The 18335-nt window shown below is 42.7% G+C and carries 17 protein-coding genes; 14 read left to right on the forward strand and 3 right to left on the reverse strand.

The window, feature by feature from the left end; translation table 11 throughout:
* The first annotated feature begins 1301 nt into the window (after window positions 1-1301).
* The 3 genes from LJ658_RS03750 (at window position 1302) to LJ658_RS03760 (ending at window position 3193) form a co-directional block, all read left to right on the forward strand.
* Window positions 1302-1481, forward strand: a complete 180-nt coding sequence (locus tag LJ658_RS03750) for a hypothetical protein (RefSeq protein ID WP_230545127.1) — start codon at window positions 1302-1304, stop codon at window positions 1479-1481.
* 84 nt (window positions 1482-1565) lie between these two features.
* The gene (gene panB, locus LJ658_RS03755) at window positions 1566-2381 is read left to right on the forward strand and encodes a 3-methyl-2-oxobutanoate hydroxymethyltransferase (RefSeq protein ID WP_230545128.1); all 816 of its coding nucleotides are present in this window, start codon (window positions 1566-1568) and stop codon (window positions 2379-2381) included.
* A gap of 89 nt (window positions 2382-2470) precedes the next feature.
* A complete protein-coding gene (locus LJ658_RS03760; RefSeq protein ID WP_230545129.1) occupies window positions 2471-3193 on the forward strand; it encodes an RluA family pseudouridine synthase in 723 nt (240 codons plus the stop codon).
* 72 nt (window positions 3194-3265) lie between these two features.
* On the opposite strand, the gene yiaK is transcribed toward LJ658_RS03760, so the two are convergent.
* A complete protein-coding gene (gene yiaK / locus LJ658_RS03765; RefSeq protein WP_230545130.1) occupies window positions 3266-4261 on the reverse strand; it encodes a 3-dehydro-L-gulonate 2-dehydrogenase in 996 nt (331 codons plus the stop codon).
* 117 nt (window positions 4262-4378) lie between these two features.
* On the opposite strand from yiaK, the gene LJ658_RS03770 reads away from it, so the two are divergent.
* The 9 genes from LJ658_RS03770 (at window position 4379) to rodA (ending at window position 14762) form a co-directional block, all read left to right on the forward strand.
* Window positions 4379-4882 carry a DUF5004 domain-containing protein gene (locus tag LJ658_RS03770; protein WP_230545131.1) on the forward strand — a complete coding sequence of 168 codons (504 nt, stop codon included), beginning with the start codon at window positions 4379-4381 and terminating at the stop codon, window positions 4880-4882.
* A 55-nt stretch (window positions 4883-4937) separates the two neighbouring features.
* On the forward strand, window positions 4938-5516 hold the full coding sequence (purN, locus tag LJ658_RS03775) for a phosphoribosylglycinamide formyltransferase (RefSeq protein ID WP_230545132.1): 579 nt from the start codon (window positions 4938-4940) through the stop codon (window positions 5514-5516).
* A 101-nt stretch (window positions 5517-5617) separates the two neighbouring features.
* On the forward strand, window positions 5618-6844 hold the full coding sequence (locus tag LJ658_RS03780) for an MFS transporter (RefSeq protein WP_230545133.1): 1227 nt from the start codon (window positions 5618-5620) through the stop codon (window positions 6842-6844).
* Between the two features lie 556 nt (window positions 6845-7400).
* Window positions 7401-8927, forward strand: a complete 1527-nt coding sequence (gene purH, locus LJ658_RS03785) for a bifunctional phosphoribosylaminoimidazolecarboxamide formyltransferase/IMP cyclohydrolase (protein ID WP_230545134.1) — start codon at window positions 7401-7403, stop codon at window positions 8925-8927.
* A gap of 132 nt (window positions 8928-9059) precedes the next feature.
* A complete protein-coding gene (locus LJ658_RS03790; protein WP_144246277.1) occupies window positions 9060-10082 on the forward strand; it encodes a rod shape-determining protein in 1023 nt (340 codons plus the stop codon).
* Between the two features lie 77 nt (window positions 10083-10159).
* Window positions 10160-10996 (forward strand): rod shape-determining protein MreC, encoded by an 837-nt coding sequence (gene mreC, locus LJ658_RS03795; protein ID WP_230545135.1) that lies wholly within the window; start codon window positions 10160-10162, stop codon window positions 10994-10996.
* Window positions 10989-11507, forward strand: coding sequence for a rod shape-determining protein MreD (locus LJ658_RS03800; protein WP_230545136.1), 519 nt, complete (start codon window positions 10989-10991; stop codon window positions 11505-11507). Before mreC ends, LJ658_RS03800 begins: the two co-directional genes overlap by 8 nt.
* A complete protein-coding gene (gene mrdA, locus LJ658_RS03805) occupies window positions 11504-13495 on the forward strand; it encodes a penicillin-binding protein 2 (protein WP_230545137.1) in 1992 nt (663 codons plus the stop codon). The genes LJ658_RS03800 and mrdA overlap by 4 nt, the downstream gene beginning before the upstream one ends.
* Complete coding sequence (gene rodA / locus LJ658_RS03810) at window positions 13488-14762, forward strand: rod shape-determining protein RodA (RefSeq protein ID WP_230545138.1); 1275 nt, start codon at window positions 13488-13490, stop codon at window positions 14760-14762. Before mrdA ends, rodA begins: the two co-directional genes overlap by 8 nt.
* A 55-nt stretch (window positions 14763-14817) precedes the next feature.
* Here rodA and LJ658_RS03815 read toward each other — a convergent pair whose 3' ends face one another.
* On the reverse strand, window positions 14818-15783 hold the full coding sequence (locus LJ658_RS03815; RefSeq protein ID WP_230545139.1) for a hypothetical protein: 966 nt from the start codon (window positions 15781-15783) through the stop codon (window positions 14818-14820).
* 74 nt (window positions 15784-15857) lie between these two features.
* Between LJ658_RS03815 and LJ658_RS03820 the strand changes: the two genes are divergently transcribed.
* A complete protein-coding gene (locus LJ658_RS03820) occupies window positions 15858-16439 on the forward strand; it encodes a thymidine kinase (RefSeq protein ID WP_230545140.1) in 582 nt (193 codons plus the stop codon).
* Window positions 16440-16544: 105 nt separating this feature from the next.
* Complete coding sequence (locus LJ658_RS03825; RefSeq protein WP_230545141.1) at window positions 16545-16913, forward strand: two-component system response regulator; 369 nt, start codon at window positions 16545-16547, stop codon at window positions 16911-16913.
* A 22-nt stretch (window positions 16914-16935) separates the two neighbouring features.
* Here the strand turns inward: LJ658_RS03825 and LJ658_RS03830 are convergent, their stop codons facing one another.
* Window positions 16936-18255 (reverse strand): zinc dependent phospholipase C family protein, encoded by a 1320-nt coding sequence (locus LJ658_RS03830; protein WP_230545142.1) that lies wholly within the window; start codon window positions 18253-18255, stop codon window positions 16936-16938.
* Window positions 18256-18335 lie beyond the last annotated feature (80 nt).

Raw genomic sequence — 18335 nt, forward strand, 5'->3', positions numbered from 1 at the left:
AAAATGAAGTGAGAAACTTCTGTATTCACGGTGCAAAAGTACGCTTTTATTTTATATTTATAAAGGCTAACACTAGGTTTTTTTATACCGAAAAATAATTGCGTATTTACGTTTTTGATAACTTGATTTTATTAAAAAACTATTAGGCTTTAAGTCTAATTAATCGAGTATAAAATTGTTTTTATTAAGACCTAATTTAACGTGTATTTGCTATTACTTTTATTGATTATATACTACTATTAATTAGTACAAATCATCTCTTAAGTGGATTATATTTAATATAAATTCGTTATCACTTTCATAAGCTGAAAACACTGTTTGAGTTGATGTAAATTACATTTTAATACAACGATAATTTTGATGTAAAGGTGTTATTACTTTTATAGTTTCAGACACTGTTTGGTTGATATAAATTACATCTTACTTGAGCTATTTAATGTGAAATTGTTATTACTTTTTTTGGCTTCAAACACTGTTTGAGTAGATATAAATCATTTCTTATTGACTATACTTTAATGTGAAGTTGTTACACTTTCATCAGATTTTAAAACACTGTTTGAGATAAACATAAATCACCCCTTACTTTCATATTTTGATGTGAATTTTTTATTATATTCATTAAGCCTAAAACACCGTTTTGATCAAACATAAATTGCCTTTTATTGATATTATATTTAATGTGAAATTGCTGTTGCTTTCATTAGGCTTTAATACTATAAATTAGACATATAATTATCTTAATTGGTATGTCTATTTGAAGTTCTTAGGCCTTTTAAATTCATCCCTTTTCTTATAAGATTTTTTCCAAAATGGAGCTTAAAAAAAAGTAAAGTAAGTGCTAGTTCAAAAGTTTTTATGGCGTTCCCCTCCGGGTCAGGCTTTCCGCTTATACGCCTGCAGGCATTAGGCGCATGGCCGGTATCCGCTTCAATCCTTAACGCGGATTGGCGGTTGTAAACGCGCGCCGTTTACTCACCCCGACATCGCTGCGCTCGTCACCCCTCTCTTCGCCTTCGGCGGAAAGAGGGGGATCAAAGAAAAAAACATTGTTCTTTGAATAATGATGGATGTAGAACTAACCCTCTTTCCGCCGAAGGCGAAGAGAGGGTCGCGCTCGAAGAGCCGCGGGGTAAGTCCTCGCCGCCTGATTACGCCTAAAAATCACCGCCACCATTAATCCAACCAAATTTTTGTATATTGCTACAACGCCAACAGCATCCCCGTCTACCACTCACCGGCAAGAAAAAACAGGCATCTATTTTTATTAAAAAACGCCATCCGTTCTTTGAGTTTTACCTAAAATGTTCATTTACAGTAAATTAATTCAAAACCTTACTACCGGCATTAAGCCCTATACCCCAAAAACGGTTAAAATTACTACCGGTATTGGCCCCGATGCCCGAAAAACAACTCTTTTTACTACCGGCAAAACTGCTGATACCCGGAAAATGGCAAAATTTACTACCGGCAATATGCGTTGACGCAGGTGTGAATTATTTCGAAATCCCGCTTCCGGATTCCGAAATAAAATATCCTAACTTTGCCCTCAGCTTAAAACCATCAGCATGTCTGTTCATAAAGAAGTTAAAAGAATAACCACCCATACCCTGCAGGAAATGAAGAGCCGCGGCGAAAAAATCGCCATGCTTACTGCTTATGACTACTCCATGGCCAGTATTGTAGATAACGCCGGCATGGATATTATATTAGTGGGCGATTCGGCATCCAACGTTATGGCGGGCCATGAAACCACCCTGCCCATCACGCTCGATCAGATGATCTATCATGCCTCGGCGGTTGTACGGGCGGTAAAACGCGCTTTAATAGTTGTTGATTTACCTTTTGGCACCTACCAGGGTAATTCAAAAGAGGCCTTAAGCTCGGCCATCCGCATCATGAAAGAATCGGGCGCGCATGCGGTAAAGATTGAAGGCGGCGTTGAAATAGCCGAATCGGTAAGCCGCATTTTAGCCGCAGGCATCCCCGTAATGGGCCACCTGGGTTTAACACCACAGTCTATCTATAAATTTGGCACCTATACCGTTAGGGCCAAAGAAGAAACCGAGGCGCAAAAGTTAAGGGAGGACGCATTAAAACTGCAGGAGCTGGGCTGTTTTGCCATTGTCCTGGAAAAAATACCGGCGCAGCTGGCTAAGGAAGTTTCTGAAAGTTTAGCTATCCCGACGATTGGGATAGGTGCCGGGCGCTTTTGCGACGGGCAGGTATTGGTGATCCATGATATGCTGGGCATAAACAAAGGTTTTAAACCACGCTTTTTACGCCAGTATGCTAATTTAGCCGAGGTAATGAACGGTGCAATAAAAAACTACGTCACCGACGTAAAAGCAAAGGAATTCCCGAACGAAAAGGAGCAGTATTAGGTAGTCCTAGAGTCAGCAGCTTTTAGTCTTGAGTAGAATATACCATCAAGACTAAAGACTATTGACTACAGACTCAAGACTCAATTAAAATGGCCAGACCTGAATTTAACTATACCAGCTACGATATTACCGACAAGGATGTTCTTTATGAGGACAACCACCTTATTGCCATTAATAAACGTGCGGGCGATATTGTACAGGTTGACGACACGGGCGATGAGTCGCTGGACGAGAAAGTAAAGAAATATATCGCCAAAAAATATGATAAGCCCAACGGCGCTTTCCTGGGTGTTGTACACCGTTTGGACCGGCCCGTTAGCGGCGTTATTTTGTTTGCCAAAACCAGCAAGGCGCTGGAGCGGATAAACAAAATGTTTAAGGCGCGCGAAATGCATAAAACTTATTATGCCGTAGTACGCAAAAAGCCATATCCTGAGGCCGGAACATTGGTGCACTACCTCATCAAAAATCCGCAGAAAAACGTTACGAAAGCCTATGATCATGAAGTTGCCGGCAGCCAGCGGTCTGAACTGAATTATAAATTGGTTGGCGAGCTGGATGGTTATTACCTGATAGAGGTTGACCCGATAACCGGCCGCCCGCACCAGATCAGGGTACAACTATCAACCTTAGGCTGCCCGATAGTTGGCGACAATAAATATGGCTATCCGCGTGGCAGCCTGCGTAAAAGCATCTGCCTGCACGCCCGCAGGTTGCAGTTTATCCATCCCATAAAAAAAGAACCTATACTCATTACCGCCCCCGTACCTAAGGATGGTTTTTGGGAGAAGTTTGAAGGGATGATGGGGTGATTTTAATTTTGAGTGATAAGTCTTGAGTTCTGAGTTACCCGGGCGGTCCGACTAAAACCCGGGGATTGGAACCTATAACTCAAGAGCCTTCACTTCCGCCCAGATCTTCTCATCAACCAATACCCCTTCAACGCTATTTCTATTCCTGGTCTTCAACGTATTTTCACCAGGATAGGATATCGGCTTATCCGCATCAACCCTATTACTGCTTTTCGTAAAGTTTAAGATCTCCTCTATCAGCTCGTCTGTTTGCCGGCCCGATTGCGGTTTAATAGCAATGAACACCTGCGACACGCCCGACTCCGTATCCTGATCGGTTATTTGTTTGGTTGATCTGCCCTGGCTCAGTACGGTAGCCAGCAGGTCGAGCACCAGCGTTAACCCTGATCCTTTCCAGAAACCAATGGGCAATACTCTTTTTGACGCCAGCACTTCGGCCGGGTCGGTACTTAAATTTCCGTCCTTATCATATCCTCCGGACACGGGCAATTGTTCGCCATAACTTTCATACTGGTGCATTTTACCAAATGAGAATTGCGATATCGCCATATCCAAAACCACATGCCCCGCTTCACGCGGAACTGCAATAACCAGGGGATTATTACCTAACGTTGGCGTGGTCCCTCCCCACGGGGCTACATTGGCTATCGTATTGGTAAAATTAATACCGATATAACCCGCATCGGCAGCCTGCCAGCCATAGGTGCCGCCACGCATCCAGTGATTGGTGTTTCTTATAGCTATACAACCAATACCGTTTTCATGGGCCAGCTTTATCGCCCTGTCCATACAAAAACGCGCGTTAATTATACCCGGGCCCAAATTACCGTCCCATTGCTCAATGGCGCCAAAAGCATTTACCAGTGTTGGCTCACTTGCGGCTTTAACAATGCCCTGCTTTACGTAGCGTACAAAGGTGGGGAAACGGTTAAGGCCATGAGTGTAAACCCCATCGCGGCTATTTTCTGCAAAAATCGTAGCGCATAGTTCTGCTTTGTCTGCCGGGAAATCCAGTTTAAGTAATATCCGTTTAAATTCGGCTTTAAGTTGTTCAAAAGGGATCCGCATAAAACAAATATAGGGGCTTAAAACCTCGCCGGTAAAATAATAATGACATAAAACAGTTATAATTGCCCATAGTACACAGCAATGGTTAATTAATTTTTATTTTTGTACTATCTGTAAATGAGAAATAAATTACTATACTTACTTATACCGGCTGTGCTGTTAACCGGGCTGTTCATTAATTCCTGCAAAAAGGATAACCAAAATTCAATAGGTACACTTTTAACTAATGGCGCCTGGCAACTATCGTCGGTACGGGTTACCGAGTCGGTTGGTGACACGGTAAAGCTGGATACCATTTTAAATACCAATTGCGATACCATCCAGCTATTTACTTTTAAAACCGATCAAACCTGTACCTATAGTAACTTCGACTGTAAACACCAGCCCGTTGCCCGGGGCACCTGGTCAGTAACAGCAAACCGGTTGTTTCTGTCGGCAAATATGGTATGTCAGGACACTACGGCGGCGGGTAGCTCGAAGCCTTTTACTTATTGCGCTATCAACACTTTGGGCAACTATTCAATGGTGTTATATACCGGCGATATTGTTAATTATTCAACAACCTCAAAACGCAGGGTTGTACGCTACGGCTTTGTAAGGCAAAAAGCTGCAACCAAATAGTGGATAAAATACTTAAAACTTTATATTTGGGTCATACTAAGATTTATTTGACATTTTGAAAAAACGAATAGCTATTTTTGCTTCAGGATCAGGATCAAATGCTCAAAAAATAATGGAGCATTTTAAGCGCAATGCGGAAGCCGAAGTTGTATTGATATTAACCAACAATGCGCAGGCTTATGTACTGCAACGGGCCGATAATTTTGAAATACCATCGCATATTTTTACCCGGCATGAGTTTTATGAAACGGACGAGATCATCCGTATGCTTAAAACCCTGCAGGTTGATTTAATTGTACTGGCAGGCTTTTTATGGCTGATACCAAAATCATTACTGACGGCATTCCCCAATAAAATAATTAACCTCCACCCTGCCTTGTTACCCAAATATGGCGGCAAAGGGATGTATGGCGATAACGTGCATAAAGCCATATTGGAAGCCGGCGAAGAAGAATCAGGCATTACCATCCACTTTGTTAATGAGCAGTTTGACGAGGGCGAGATCATCCATCAATCAAAATTCAAGATAGAACCCGGCGATAACCTGGAGATGGTTAAATTTAAAGGGCAGCAGCTGGAGCATTTGCATTTTCCTAAAGTTATTGAGAACCTGCTCAAAAAAATGAAGAGTTGAGTTTTTGAAGATTAGATATTGAAGATTAAAGATTAGCTGTATTTTTATCCGCCGATTTAAACAGTTCATAACCAATCTTTAATATTTATTACCTACTCACAATGACCACCAAACCATCTGCCAGTATCTTCCAGCTTGCTGTAATTGTAAGCGCGCTTGGTTTCTTTGTTGATACTTATGATCTTTTACTTTTTGCTATTATCCGCAAGCCCAGCCTGGCGTCGCTTGGTTTAAACCCGACCGACATCCTTTCAAAAGGCGAACTGTTGATCAGCATCCAGATGATAGGTATGGTTATCGGCGGAATCATCTTTGGCATTTTGGGCGATAAAAAAGGGCGGCTTAAAGTTTTGTTTGGGTCGATCTTGTTATATTCTATTGCCAATCTGGCCAACGGCATGGTCACTACTTTAAACCAATATATAGTTTTACGCTTTATTGCAGGTATTGGCCTGGCCGGCGAGCTTGGCGCTGGCATAACCCTGGTAAGCGAGTTACTGCCTAAAGAAAAACGAAGCATGGCCGCGGGCTTTATTGCAGGGTTCGGCTTATTTGGCGTGGTGGCGGCATCGTTAATCAGCAAGATGGTAGACTGGCGCACCTGCTACTACGTTGGCGGTGTGCTTGGCCTGATACTCTTAATCATGCGGATACAGGTACAGGAAAGCGGCATATTTAAAACCGTGCAGGAGTCGGCCACTTTAAGCAAGGGTAATTTCCTGATGTTCTTTAATAACCGGAAACGCTTTGCAAAATATATGCAATGCATATTGATAGGCTTGCCGGTTTGGTACATTATTGGCATACTGGTTACGTTCTCAGATCAGTTTGGCAAAGCCATGGGCATAAACGGCGTTGAACCGGGTACAGCCATTATGTATTTATACCTTGCTATTGCAGCCGGCGATTTTAGCGTAGGCTGGTTAAGCCAGCGTTTACAAAGCCGCAAAAAAACGTTGTTTATATTTTATGGCATAGCCATCGTATTTACGGTGCTTTACTTTTTGCAAAGCGGCGGCAGCCCCGGGTGGTTCTATTTCATTTGTGCCGGGTTAGGTTATGGCGCAGGCTTAAATGTGGTTTATATTACCAGCAGTGTAGAGCAGTTTGGCACCAACCTGCGCGCGTCTGCAGGCATTAGTATACCTAATATGGTGCGCGGCACTTTGCCGCTAATGATCTTGCTGTTTAAGTTTACGCGCGGATTTTTTAACAACTATGTTACAGGCGGCTGGGTAACCGGGCTCATCATATTTGCTATAGGGATTACCGCGGCATGGTTTTTAGACGAAACTTATGGTAAGGAGCTGGAGTTTACGGAGGCGTAACAGCCTATTCCTGTTTAACAAACCTGGTTGCGCAGCCTTCAATACAAACTTTAGGGCCGGCAGGGCTCATTTCTAAAACACCAAAATTAATTTTATACATATTAATTTCGTAGGTATAAAGCTCTGTTACAGCACTGTTTTTTTCAGTAAACGTTAGTTTATTATCACTTGTTATAACATAGGTGCCGTATGCTTCAAACTCATTGCCCGTTAAAGTACCATCTGCGTTAAAAATCAGATATTTACCACTGCTGGCCGGTTCAGTCTTCCATGTTCCCAGACCGCCATCGCCGTTTTTTCTGGCGGCAACTTCCCACCGGCCTGTCAGCGAAATTTTAGAATTGTCGTTTTTTTTACCGGAACTGAAAGATAGCAGCGCTTAAAGTTAAGATAAGGTTTTTCATAGGTTACAGGTTAGTTATTAAAATTTAAAACTAAAACGATAGTGATTGGCTAATGCTACACTAAAATTACAATTTTTTCTTAAAAACTAATCTCTAACCGCTAATCTCTAATCTCTAATCATTACCTTTGCGGCTCAAAAAAATCATTGTAAATGAGTCAGTCTGTTGCCATTAAAAATGCCCTTATTTCAGTTTATTATAAAGATAACCTGGAGCCTATTATTCAGGAGTTAAACCGTTTGGGAGTAAATATTTACTCGACCGGTGGTACAGAAACATTTATACGCAGCCTTGGGGTTGATGTTATTGCTGTTGAGGACCTTACCTCTTATCCGTCAATTTTAGGCGGCCGTGTTAAAACACTACACCCAAAGGTATTTGGCGGTATTTTATCGCGCAGGAACAATGACAGCGACAAGCAACAATTAGCTCAATACGACATACCTGAGATTGATTTGGTGATTGTTGATCTTTATCCGTTTGAGGAAACGGTCGAGTCAGGCGCGGGCCATGATGATGTGATCGAAAAGATCGATATCGGCGGCATATCACTTATCCGCGCAGCGGCAAAGAACTTTAAAGATGTAGTGATACTAGCATCAAAAGACGACTATACCGTACTTGATGAAATATTAAAAGCACAAAACGGTACAACTACTATTGATCAGCGTAAAAAATTCGCGCATAAAGCGTTTAACATTACGTCAAACTATGATACCGCTATCTTTCAGTATTTTAACCATGAAGACCCGTTGCCGGTATTTAAACACAGCATACAAACCAGCCAGACCTTGCGTTATGGCGAAAATCCGCATCAAAAAGGTGTTTTCTATGGTAATTTAGATGCGATGTTCACCAAGTTAAATGGTAAAGAATTATCCTACAATAACCTGGTTGATGTTGACGCTGCCGTTGCCCTGATCGATGAGTTTACCGAGCCTACCATCGCCATATTAAAACATACCAACGCCTGCGGTATTGCAAGCCGTTCGTTCATTAAAGAAGCCTGGATAGATGCCTTAGCCTGCGACCCGGTATCGGCATTTGGCGGCGTGATCATTGCCAATGACGAGATTAACGCAGAAACAGCAATTGAGATTGACAAGATATTTTACGAGGTATTAATAGCCCCCGCCTATACAGATGAGGCTATCCAGCTATTGCAAGGTAAAAAGAACCGTATCATCCTGATCCGTCAGCCGGTTGAATTACCTAACAAACAGTTTAAAACTTTATTAAACGGCGTTATCGAACAGGATAAAGACAACACCATTGAGGGCCCCGATCAAATGACCGCGGTTACCAACCGCACGCCCACAGAGCAGGAACTGAAAGACCTTTATTTTGCCAACAAAGTAGTTAAGCATACCAAATCAAATACAATTGTATTTGCCAAAAACAACCAGCTGATGTCAAGCGGTGTTGGGCAGACATCACGCGTTGATTCATTAAAACAGGCCATTATCAAAGCCGAAAGCTTTGGTTTTGATTTAAATGGAGCGGTAATGGCGTCGGATGCTTTCTTCCCTTTCCCTGACTGTGTTGAACTGGCAGCAGAGGCGGGTATACTGGCAGTACTGCAGCCGGGCGGATCAATAAACGATAAGCTTTCGGTTGAAATGTGTAATCAAAAAAATATTTCAATGGTTACAACCGGTGTGCGCCACTTTAAACATTAAGTACCAATAGTGATTAGTTAAAAAAGGTGGGTATTTAATATTATTTTCTAAATAAAACCGTTCACTATCAACTGATACAACTTATTCAACTATATTTATAAACTTTGCAAATTATTTTGAAGCAAACTACAAATGGGTTTATTTAATTTTTTCACACAAGAGATAGCTATAGATTTAGGTACCGCAAATACCCTCATCATACATAATGATAAAGTTGTTGTTGACGAACCGTCAATAGTAGCTTTTGACCGTACAACCAATAAGGTTATCGCCATTGGGCGCCAGGCCATGCAGATGGAAGGTAAAACCCACGATAACATCCGTACCGTAAGGCCGCTTAAAGATGGTGTGATTGCCGACTTTAACGCTGCCGAGCACATGATCCGCGGCATGATAAAAATGATAAACCAGGGCAAGGGATGGTTCTTTCCGTCATTGCGTATGGTTATTTGTATCCCGTCGGGTATAACCGAGGTTGAGAAACGCGCTGTGCGTGACTCGGCCGAGATAGCAGGCGCCAAAGAGGTTTACCTGATCCATGAGCCGATGGCAGCTGCCGTAGGTATTGGTATTGATGTGGAAGAGCCCATGGGTAACATGATCATTGATATTGGTGGTGGTACTACCGAGATCGCGGTTATTGCCTTATCAGGTATCGTTTGCGATCAGTCCATCCGCGTAGCGGGAGATAATTTTGACTCTGATATTGTTCAATATATCCGTCGCCAGCATAATATCATGATTGGCGACCGTACTGCCGAAAAAATTAAAATTGAGGTTGGTGCCGCATTGCCTGAGTTAAGCGACCCACCTTCTGATTTTGCTGTACAGGGCCGAGATTTAATGACCGGTGTACCTAAACAGATCATGGTATCGTATACAGAAATTGCGCATTGCCTTGATAAATCAATTTCAAAAATTGAAGAAGCGATATTAAAAGCATTAGAGATCACCCCGCCGGAGCTTTCGGCAGATATTTACCAAACCGGTATTTACCTGACAGGTGGCGGAGCCTTACTGCGTGGTTTGGACAGACGTATCTCTGCCAAAACAAAACTACCGGTACACGTTGCCGAGGATCCGTTACGCGCGGTAGTACGCGGCACCGGCACCGCCCTTAAAAATATTGGTAATTTTAAATTTTTAATGCAATAAATTAGTTGTGAGTTTTGGGTGGTGAGTGATGAGTTGCTTACTGCTCAAAACTCATTACTCAAAACTCATCACCTGCAATGCGTAATTTGTTAATCTTCATCAGCAAGTACAACGCGTTTTTTCTGTTCATTATATTTGAGGTTAGTGCGCTGGTTATCTACATTAAATATAATTCTTTTCAAAAAGCCACTTTTATTAACAGCACCAACCAGGTAACCGGCGGCTTATACGCCCGGGCCGACCAGTTAAAGAGCTATATCTCGCTAAGGGAAGTCAATGACAGCCTGGCACGCGAGAATGCACGGTTGCGCAACCAGCTTAAAACATCATTTTATATAGATTCTGCCGCTCATCATAAAGTCGTAGATACCATTTACAAGCAACAGTATGAATATATTGACGCGGCAGTAATAAATAACTCCACCAACCATCGTAATAATTACCTCACCATAAACAAAGGCAGCCGCGCCGGCATTGTAAAAGGCATGGGCGTTATTTGCGCGCAGGGTGTGGTAGGTAAAGTAGTTTTTGTGGGCGAACACCTGTCGGTGGTACAATCGTTACTGCATAAAGAAACTATTATAAGCGCCGCGCTTGCCGGTACTAAAGACCTGGGCTCATTTATCTGGGGCGATAATCTTGATCCGCATGTAGGCCTGTTGTATAACGTATCAAACAACGCTACGCCAAAGCTCGGCGAGCTGGTTGTAACGTCTGACCTGTCCTTATTCCCGGCGGGCATACCCATCGGCAAGATCTCCAACCTTCATTCAAAATCAGCCAAAGGGGCATTCTTAAACATGGATGTAAATATCGCTGTTGACTTTAGTAAGCTGCAATATGTTTACGTGGTAAATAACAAACTGGCACAAGAACAAAGGGGACTGGAGGCTCAGCAGAAAAAAGATGAGTAGAACCATAATAATTAACTTACTGCGGTTTATAGTACTGGTTTTTATACAAGTGTTTTTATTAAAAAACATTACTCTTTATAACCTTTCTACACCTTACCTGTACATACTTTTTATCCTGTTGTTACCGTTTGAAATACCAAACCTGCTGTTGTTTGTGTTAGCCTTTATATTAGGGTTAGCTATTGATGCTTTTTACGATACCCCCGGCCTTCATACTACCGCATGTGTATTGTTGGCATTTGTGCGTATCCTATTCATCAGCATAACCGTACAAAAGGAAGGTTTTGATAATGAACCCGAGCCAACACTAAGCATCATGGGATTTAGGTGGTTTTTCACGTATGCGCTTGTACTTACGCTGTTTCACCATTTCTTCCTTTTTAATATGGAAGTGTTCAGGTTTTCTGAGATACAATATACGCTTGGCCGCGTTGTGCTAAGTTCGTTGTTTACTGTATTTCTGATACTGGTTTCGGGTTTGTTATTCTATAAAAGCAAAGAGCGTAAATGAATCAATTTTTTGAGCGGCGATATGTAATTGGGGGCATATTTATTACCATAATGCTAATCCTGCTCGCCCGCTTATTTTATATCCAGATAATTGACGATAAATACGCGCTGTATGCTACCAAAAATGTTATCCGCCGAATTATTCAATATCCCGCCCGCGGGCCTATATTAGACCGTAACGGCAGGGTACTGGTTAGTAATGACCTGGTATATGATATCACAGTAATCCCAAAAGAAGTTAAACCTTTTGACACGCTTGAGTTTTGCAAACTGATAGGTATAGATAAAGCCGAATTTGACAAACGTTTTGCAAAAGCCATCAAATATTCACCAAACCTGTCTTCACCTTTCGAGAAACAGCTATCGCCGCAATTAACGGCATCGTTACAGGAAAGGTTATCAGAGTTCCAGGGATTTTCTGTACAGCCCCACCCTATCCGTACTTACCCCGATTCGGTTGCAGCACAATTTTTGGGCTACATCGGCGAAGTATCAACTGATAAAATTGCAAAGTCTGGCGGTTATTATCGTTTAGGTGATTATATCGGCATATCCGGTGTTGAAAAAGCTTACGAAGATGTACTACGCGGTCGCCAGGGAGTTGAAAATAAAATGGTTGATTCGCGGGGCGTGCAAAAAGGATCATACGCCAATGGCGCCTATGATACCCTGGCAGTACCCGGTGAACGTTTAACCTCATCATTAGACCTGAAACTGCAAAAGCTAGGCGAAAAATTAATGCGCAATAAGGTAGGCAGCATTGTAGCCATCGAGCCGTCAACCGGCGAGATCCTGGCTTTTGTAAGCAGCCCTGGTTATGACCCTAATCTATTAGTCGGACATGAGCGTGGTACCAACTACAATATCCTGGCTAATAATCCTTACAAACCTTTTTTGGTAAGGCCCATACAGGCCAATTATCCGCCCGGATCATCGTTTAAGCCGCTTAGTGCGCTTATTGCAATACAGGAAGGGGTTATTACACCGCAAACCACTTACTATTGCCCGGGCTATTACCAGGCGGGTAACCGTAGGATCCCTTGCTTCCATAACGAACGCCATGGATTGGTTACCCTAAGCAGCGCAGTGGCCGAATCATGTAATGGCTACTTTGATATGGTATTTGAAAAATTAATTAACCGCAACGGCCCCAAACAAACTGATACGAGCTTTACTATATGGCGAAACAACGTGGCAAAGTTTGGCTTAGGCGGGAGGCTTGATCTTGATCTGCCTGCCGAAGGACCGGGCTATCTGCCTAAGGCATCTTTTTACGATAAATTATACCGCCGTGGTGGTTGGCGGTCAAGTACGGTTATTTCCTTAGGTATCGGGCAGGGTGAGTTGCAAGCCACACCTTTACAATTGGCCAATATAGAAGCCACCATTGCCAACCATGGTTTTTATTACAAACCGCACCTTATCAAAGCTATCGGCAATAAGCAGATTGTAAAACAAGAGTACACTGTAAAAAATTATGTAGGGGTAGACGCCCAATATTTTGAGCCTGTCATTGACGGAATGCAGCGAGTAGTTGATGCGGGTACAGCTGCCGGATCAAAAATACCCGGCATCATCATGTGCGGCAAAACAGGAACAGCGCAAACCCATGGTAAAGACAACTCGGTGTTTGTGGCTTTTGCCCCCAGAGAAAATCCTAAAATAGCCATTGCGGTAGTGGTTGAAAATTCGGGCCAGGGTGCGACCTGGGCCGCGCCTATTGCCAGTTTTATAGTTGAAAAATATCTGCGCGACAGCATTACCCGTCGCCCATCAGGCATTGAGCCTGAATATTTTATGAATGCTAACCTGCTGCCCGAAATTGTTATTAAAACATCACCTGCCCAAAAAGCGAAAGCCGATAGCCTTAAAAAACTAAAAACAGATTCGATCCGTAAAAAAGCGGGATTCAAATCAGCAGCCAAAAAAAATAAAGCAGCAGGTACTCCAGGGTTCCTGGCCGCCATTAAACCCAAAGACGATGAGTAACCCGCAGCGCAGTTTCTTTTTTAATGTCGACTGGCTAACGGTGTTTATTTACCTGGTGCTTTGCGCCATTGGCGTACTCAGTATTCACTCAGCCGTATTTGACCCCAAGAATCAGTCAATAGTTGACCTGGACACCAATTATGGCAAGCAGTTTTTATTTGTGATTATCGCAATTATATTAGGCATCTTTATATTGTTGTTAGAGAGCCGGCTCTTATCAGCGCTGGCGCCGGCTATCTATACAATTACCACTCTGCTACTTATTCTGGTATTGGTTATAGGACGCAATGTGGGCGGTAACCAGGCCTGGATACCCCTCCCCGGAGGGTTCAGGCTGCAACCGTCAGAGTTTGCCAAGTTTGCCACCTGCCTGCTGCTGGCCCGCTACCTAAGCGGGGCAAATATTAAGGTGACCGAGATCAAATCATTCGCTATAGCGGCGGGTATCATCTTTTTCCCGATGATACTAATTATGTTGCAACCGGATGCCGGCTCAATGCTGGTATTCAGCTCATTGCTTTTTGTATTGTATCGTGAGGGCCTTTCGCCGTACTTCCTGATATTGGAAGGCTTGTTTATTGCACTGTTTGTAATTACACTTAAGGTAGGAAATCTGTTTTTTATCGTTGGCGGTATTATCGCGGCGGCGGTAATCATCATTCTGCTGTTCAGGCGTAACAGGCAGTTAATCCTAACTATACTTACCGGCGCGGGGATATTGATAGCTTTTGTGTTTAGTGTGCAGTTTCTGTATACCAAAGTATTAAAGCCCCACCAAAAAGTGCGTATTGATATTGTGCTTGGCATCACCAGCGATCCGCGGGGCAAGGGCTACAATGTTAATCAGTCAAAAATAGCCATCGGCTCGGGTAAGCTCTGGGGTAAGGGTTATATGCGGGGCACACAAACCAAATACTCGTTTGTGCCTGAGCAAAGCACCGACTTTATTTTCTGTACCGTTGGCGAAGAATTCGGCTTCGCCGGATCTGTGGTGGTATTGGGCCTTTACCTGTTTTTAGTGTTGCGGATAATATACATTGCCGAACGGCAGCGATCGCCGTTTTCGCGCATTTACGCTTACGGTGTAGGCTCAGTGATATTCTTTCACGTGGTTATCAATATCGGCATGACCATTGGCATTGTACCGTCCATTGGTATCCCGTTGCCGCTGATAAGCTATGGCGGGTCATCATTAATAAGTTTCACCGTTATGCTCTTTATCCTGATCAAACTGGATTCGAACAGGATGGGCATGATCTACGCCTAACCGGGATCATCACACGCAGGAACGGGGAGCTATGCCCAACAATGACAACCGGAAATTAGTTTGAATATCTTCTTTTCAGCAACGTAAAAAACTTATTGGCCGTCTCAGGTTTACTGTCCCAGTTATTTTTAAGGGTGTAGTTTTTGTTTAAAAACCGGTTTGCCTCCTCGAATGTATTAAAACGATTCAGTATCTCAATAGCTTCGCTATAGGCAAGGCTGTAACCATTAAAAAGATCTTTTATATAAAGTAACTTATCGTTAAGTGTAATAGCCTGTTTAAGGTTGGTTATGGGTTGTGCGCCGGCCTGCTCGGTTATATTTGCAGCGGTGCCAATTTTTTGTGAAGACATTTTTTGGTTGATGGTGATAACCTCTTCTTTATCGCTGACAACCTTGTCTGTTGGTTTATCCTCTTCTTTAACCGGCTTCGGTTCTTCAATAGCAATTACTTCTACCGGGTCCTCTATTTCCTCATCCGTATCATCGGCTTCGTCAATAACCAGCTCATGCCTTATAACTTCGGGGTCTTCCATTATAAAAGAATAAGTATCCTTCGGGGTATCTGATGACAGGTCGATTGGCGGGGCAGGTTCCTCCGTTTCTGGCTCGGTACCGGCCAGTTCAACTCCGCGTTTTAAATCACGTTTTGGCTGCTGTACTACCGGCTCAAAAAATTTCTCAACCGTTACCGCAGGCTTCCTGGGTTCGGTTACTTCTGCAGGCTCAGGCGCTGTAACTTTTCTTTCGGGCGGGGCTACTATAGCCTCAGCCTTTTCAACCATAGGATCGGCCTTTGTGCCCACCTTTTCAGCCTGTTCTTCTTTTTGCCTGTCAGCCTTATTTCTTTGATTAAGTTTACTTAAAATCTCGGCATGATCTGTCAAAAAATGAGCGTTGGCCACAAACAGCTCAAGCTCTAAATCATTGATGTTCTCGGGGTTGTTTGCGATATAATTATATTGGTCAGTAAGCTCTTTTATGATGCCGCCTATCTTATTAAATACTTCCAGTTGCTTCATTACCATACTTTAGAAAAATGCTTACCAAAATTAAGCATTAAATTCTGATATTAGACCCTTACAAAAAGTTTACCATGCAGCTCACGGAGGAGGTTTTTAAGCGAAAAAATGAAAGTGGCGGCGGTATTGAAGTTATTTGCGGCTCCATGTTTTCGGGCAAGACCGAAGAATTGATAAGACGCATAAACCGAGCTCGTTATGCCAAACTTAGCGTAAAGATTTTTAAGCCCAAGCTGGATATCCGTTATGATGAAAATGACGTGGTATCGCATAACGCTAATTCGGCGGCTTCTACTCCGGTTGGTAAATCAGCTGATATATTATTGCTGGCGGGCCATGCCCAGGTTGTCGGCATTGACGAAGCACAATTTTTTGACAATAAACTACCTGATGTTTGCACCACTTTAGCCAACAAAGGCATCCGTGTAATTATTGCCGGCCTTGATATGGATTTTAAGGGCCGCCCTTTTGGCCCGATGCCCGTCCTGATGGCTATTGCCGAATCTGTTACTAAAGTACACGCCGTATGCGTTAGATGTGGCAACCCCGCCCTTTATTCATACCGGCTGGTAGCCAGTAAAGAAAAGGTACTGCTTGGCGAAAAAGACAGCTATGAACCCCGCTGCCGGATATGCTATAACAGCAAAACTTTTTAAAAAGCTGTTTTCCAGCCTTATTCGTCATATTTGTGCTAAAATTCATCTCCTACTAAAACAAAAGGTACACGCTTACTTGTTACCTTTATTATTACCTACACTGCAATGGCGAAAAAGATATTAGTAATTGAGGATGACAAGGACATTAGAGAATCTATTGTTTATGTTTTGGAAGAGGAAGAATACGAAGTAATATCCTCGGAAAACTCGAAGATTCTGAGGTCTGTTAACGAGATTGCTCCTGACATGATCTTATTGGACAACTGGCTAACCGAATGGAAAAGCGATGCTAACGGCGAGCAACTAAGCCGCGAATTAAAAAGCAATCCGGCCACCAGCCATATCGCCGTAATTATTATATCCGCAGTAAGCAATATTAAAGAAATTGCTGAGGCAGGTTTGGCAGATTCTTATTTAAGAAAGCCTTTTGACCTGACAGAACTAACCGGACTGGTAAAAAAGCACCTTAAGTAGTAGTCAATCAAAGTCTGTAAGTTTAATGACTAAGATGGATAACTGTATCTTTATTGTTTACCTTATTGGTAAATTTTAAGCTATCCAATGGCCTGGGGATCGCGATCTCTATCTTATATAAACCGGCGCCCGTTTTTTTCCAGGCTGATGGGTTGTTTTTAGCCAGTGCGGCAGTATCAGCCTTGCTATAAAAACCAATAATATCTTTCTTTAGCGGGGCCGTCAGATCCACTAATTTATTATCATTAAGCTTTTCAACCAAACTATCATAGGTTTGGTCGGTAAGCTCATACTCGCCGTATGCGGTTAGTTTTCCCGTATCAAAATCGACATTAGGTAAGTGCGGTTGTTTATAGTCTAACTGTGCCAGTGCCACGGCGTAGTGCTCCATTACAGTATCAAAGCTTTTTATAAATTGTTTCTCGCCGGCAGGGCTAACCGGTCTAAACCTAAACACTCTAAGCGGCCCAACTTTAGGGGCTATATTAATAAAAAATGCGATTAATCGTTCTTTAAACTTCGGCTTGTCCAAATCACGGCCAAACTCTTCAAAGTATTGTTTGCGCCGCATTCGGTAATGAAACTTCCGGCCGGTTATACCCGGTTCGTTCTTTTTTATTTCATCCTTTTTTAATACCCAGGCGCTGCGGGTAACGGTGGGCATTAAACTATTAATGGCCCAGCGGAAATTGTTAACAGACCGGTCCAGATTAGGAAAGATCTGGTTAAGGTCCTGACCATACGTTTTAAGAAAAGCTTTCTCTAAAACCGGTTTGGCCACATTAAACCCAATAAAATCATGATAAGCCTGCGATGCGTAGTTACCGCGTGCTATCTGCAAAACATCAAACGCAATTTCAACGCGGCTGTGTGCGATGGGCTTCTGTTCGTAAGTAACGATGTCGCCAAATTTCCTTTTAACTTTAGGATAGGTCATTGGCACCACGATATTGGTGCCTACAGAATGCCCGTACCTGTCAGCCATATAATGACATAAAGCGCCTACGGCATAGGCAAATTCGTTTAAATTGTCAGATTCAGAGATGAGGTTATTTACAAAATCGCCGCTGCGCACGTAATGTATCAGGTTGGTAAAATAGGTACTGCCGAAGGGCGAATAGCCTATATCGGTCATTAAACTGCCGCCATAAGCGTACGAATGAGCCAAACGCAGCTCAGCTTCGCTGGCATCCGGAAAACGTTTTTTTAATAATGGTTTGATTGATTTTTCCCAACTGGCATCAATAATTGCTTCGTGAGTTAAAACGGAATAAGCCTTAACTGAAGACGGGATCAGGCAGACGGCTAAAATTAAAAACGATAAGTATCTTTTAAAATGCATTTACATTTGGTTATTGCAATATTATTTATACACAATAGCCAAATGTAAATTATTGTTTTATTAGCGGCATGAAATATTAT

Source organism: Mucilaginibacter sp. UR6-11 (genome assembly GCF_020880695.1).
Classification (GTDB): domain Bacteria; phylum Bacteroidota; class Bacteroidia; order Sphingobacteriales; family Sphingobacteriaceae; genus Mucilaginibacter.

Coding starts and splice junctions, on each gene's coding strand:
- LJ658_RS03750 (WP_230545127.1), top strand. CDS start 1,302: ATGTTCATTTACAGTAAATTAATTCAAAACCTTACTACCGGCATTAAG.
- panB (WP_230545128.1), top strand. CDS start 1,566: ATGTCTGTTCATAAAGAAGTTAAAAGAATAACCACCCATACCCTGCAG.
- LJ658_RS03760 (WP_230545129.1), top strand. CDS start 2,471: ATGGCCAGACCTGAATTTAACTATACCAGCTACGATATTACCGACAAG.
- yiaK (WP_230545130.1), bottom strand. CDS start 4,261: ATGCGGATCCCTTTTGAACAACTTAAAGCCGAATTTAAACGGATATTA.
- LJ658_RS03770 (WP_230545131.1), top strand. CDS start 4,379: ATGAGAAATAAATTACTATACTTACTTATACCGGCTGTGCTGTTAACC.
- LJ658_RS03780 (WP_230545133.1), top strand. CDS start 5,618: ATGACCACCAAACCATCTGCCAGTATCTTCCAGCTTGCTGTAATTGTA.
- purH (WP_230545134.1), top strand. CDS start 7,401: ATGAGTCAGTCTGTTGCCATTAAAAATGCCCTTATTTCAGTTTATTAT.
- LJ658_RS03790 (WP_144246277.1), top strand. CDS start 9,060: ATGGGTTTATTTAATTTTTTCACACAAGAGATAGCTATAGATTTAGGT.
- mreC (WP_230545135.1), top strand. CDS start 10,160: ATGCGTAATTTGTTAATCTTCATCAGCAAGTACAACGCGTTTTTTCTG.
- LJ658_RS03800 (WP_230545136.1), top strand. CDS start 10,989: ATGAGTAGAACCATAATAATTAACTTACTGCGGTTTATAGTACTGGTT.
- mrdA (WP_230545137.1), top strand. CDS start 11,504: ATGAATCAATTTTTTGAGCGGCGATATGTAATTGGGGGCATATTTATT.
- rodA (WP_230545138.1), top strand. CDS start 13,488: ATGAGTAACCCGCAGCGCAGTTTCTTTTTTAATGTCGACTGGCTAACG.
- LJ658_RS03815 (WP_230545139.1), bottom strand. CDS start 15,783: ATGAAGCAACTGGAAGTATTTAATAAGATAGGCGGCATCATAAAAGAG.
- LJ658_RS03820 (WP_230545140.1), top strand. CDS start 15,858: ATGCAGCTCACGGAGGAGGTTTTTAAGCGAAAAAATGAAAGTGGCGGC.
- LJ658_RS03825 (WP_230545141.1), top strand. CDS start 16,545: ATGGCGAAAAAGATATTAGTAATTGAGGATGACAAGGACATTAGAGAA.
- LJ658_RS03830 (WP_230545142.1), bottom strand. CDS start 18,255: ATGCATTTTAAAAGATACTTATCGTTTTTAATTTTAGCCGTCTGCCTG.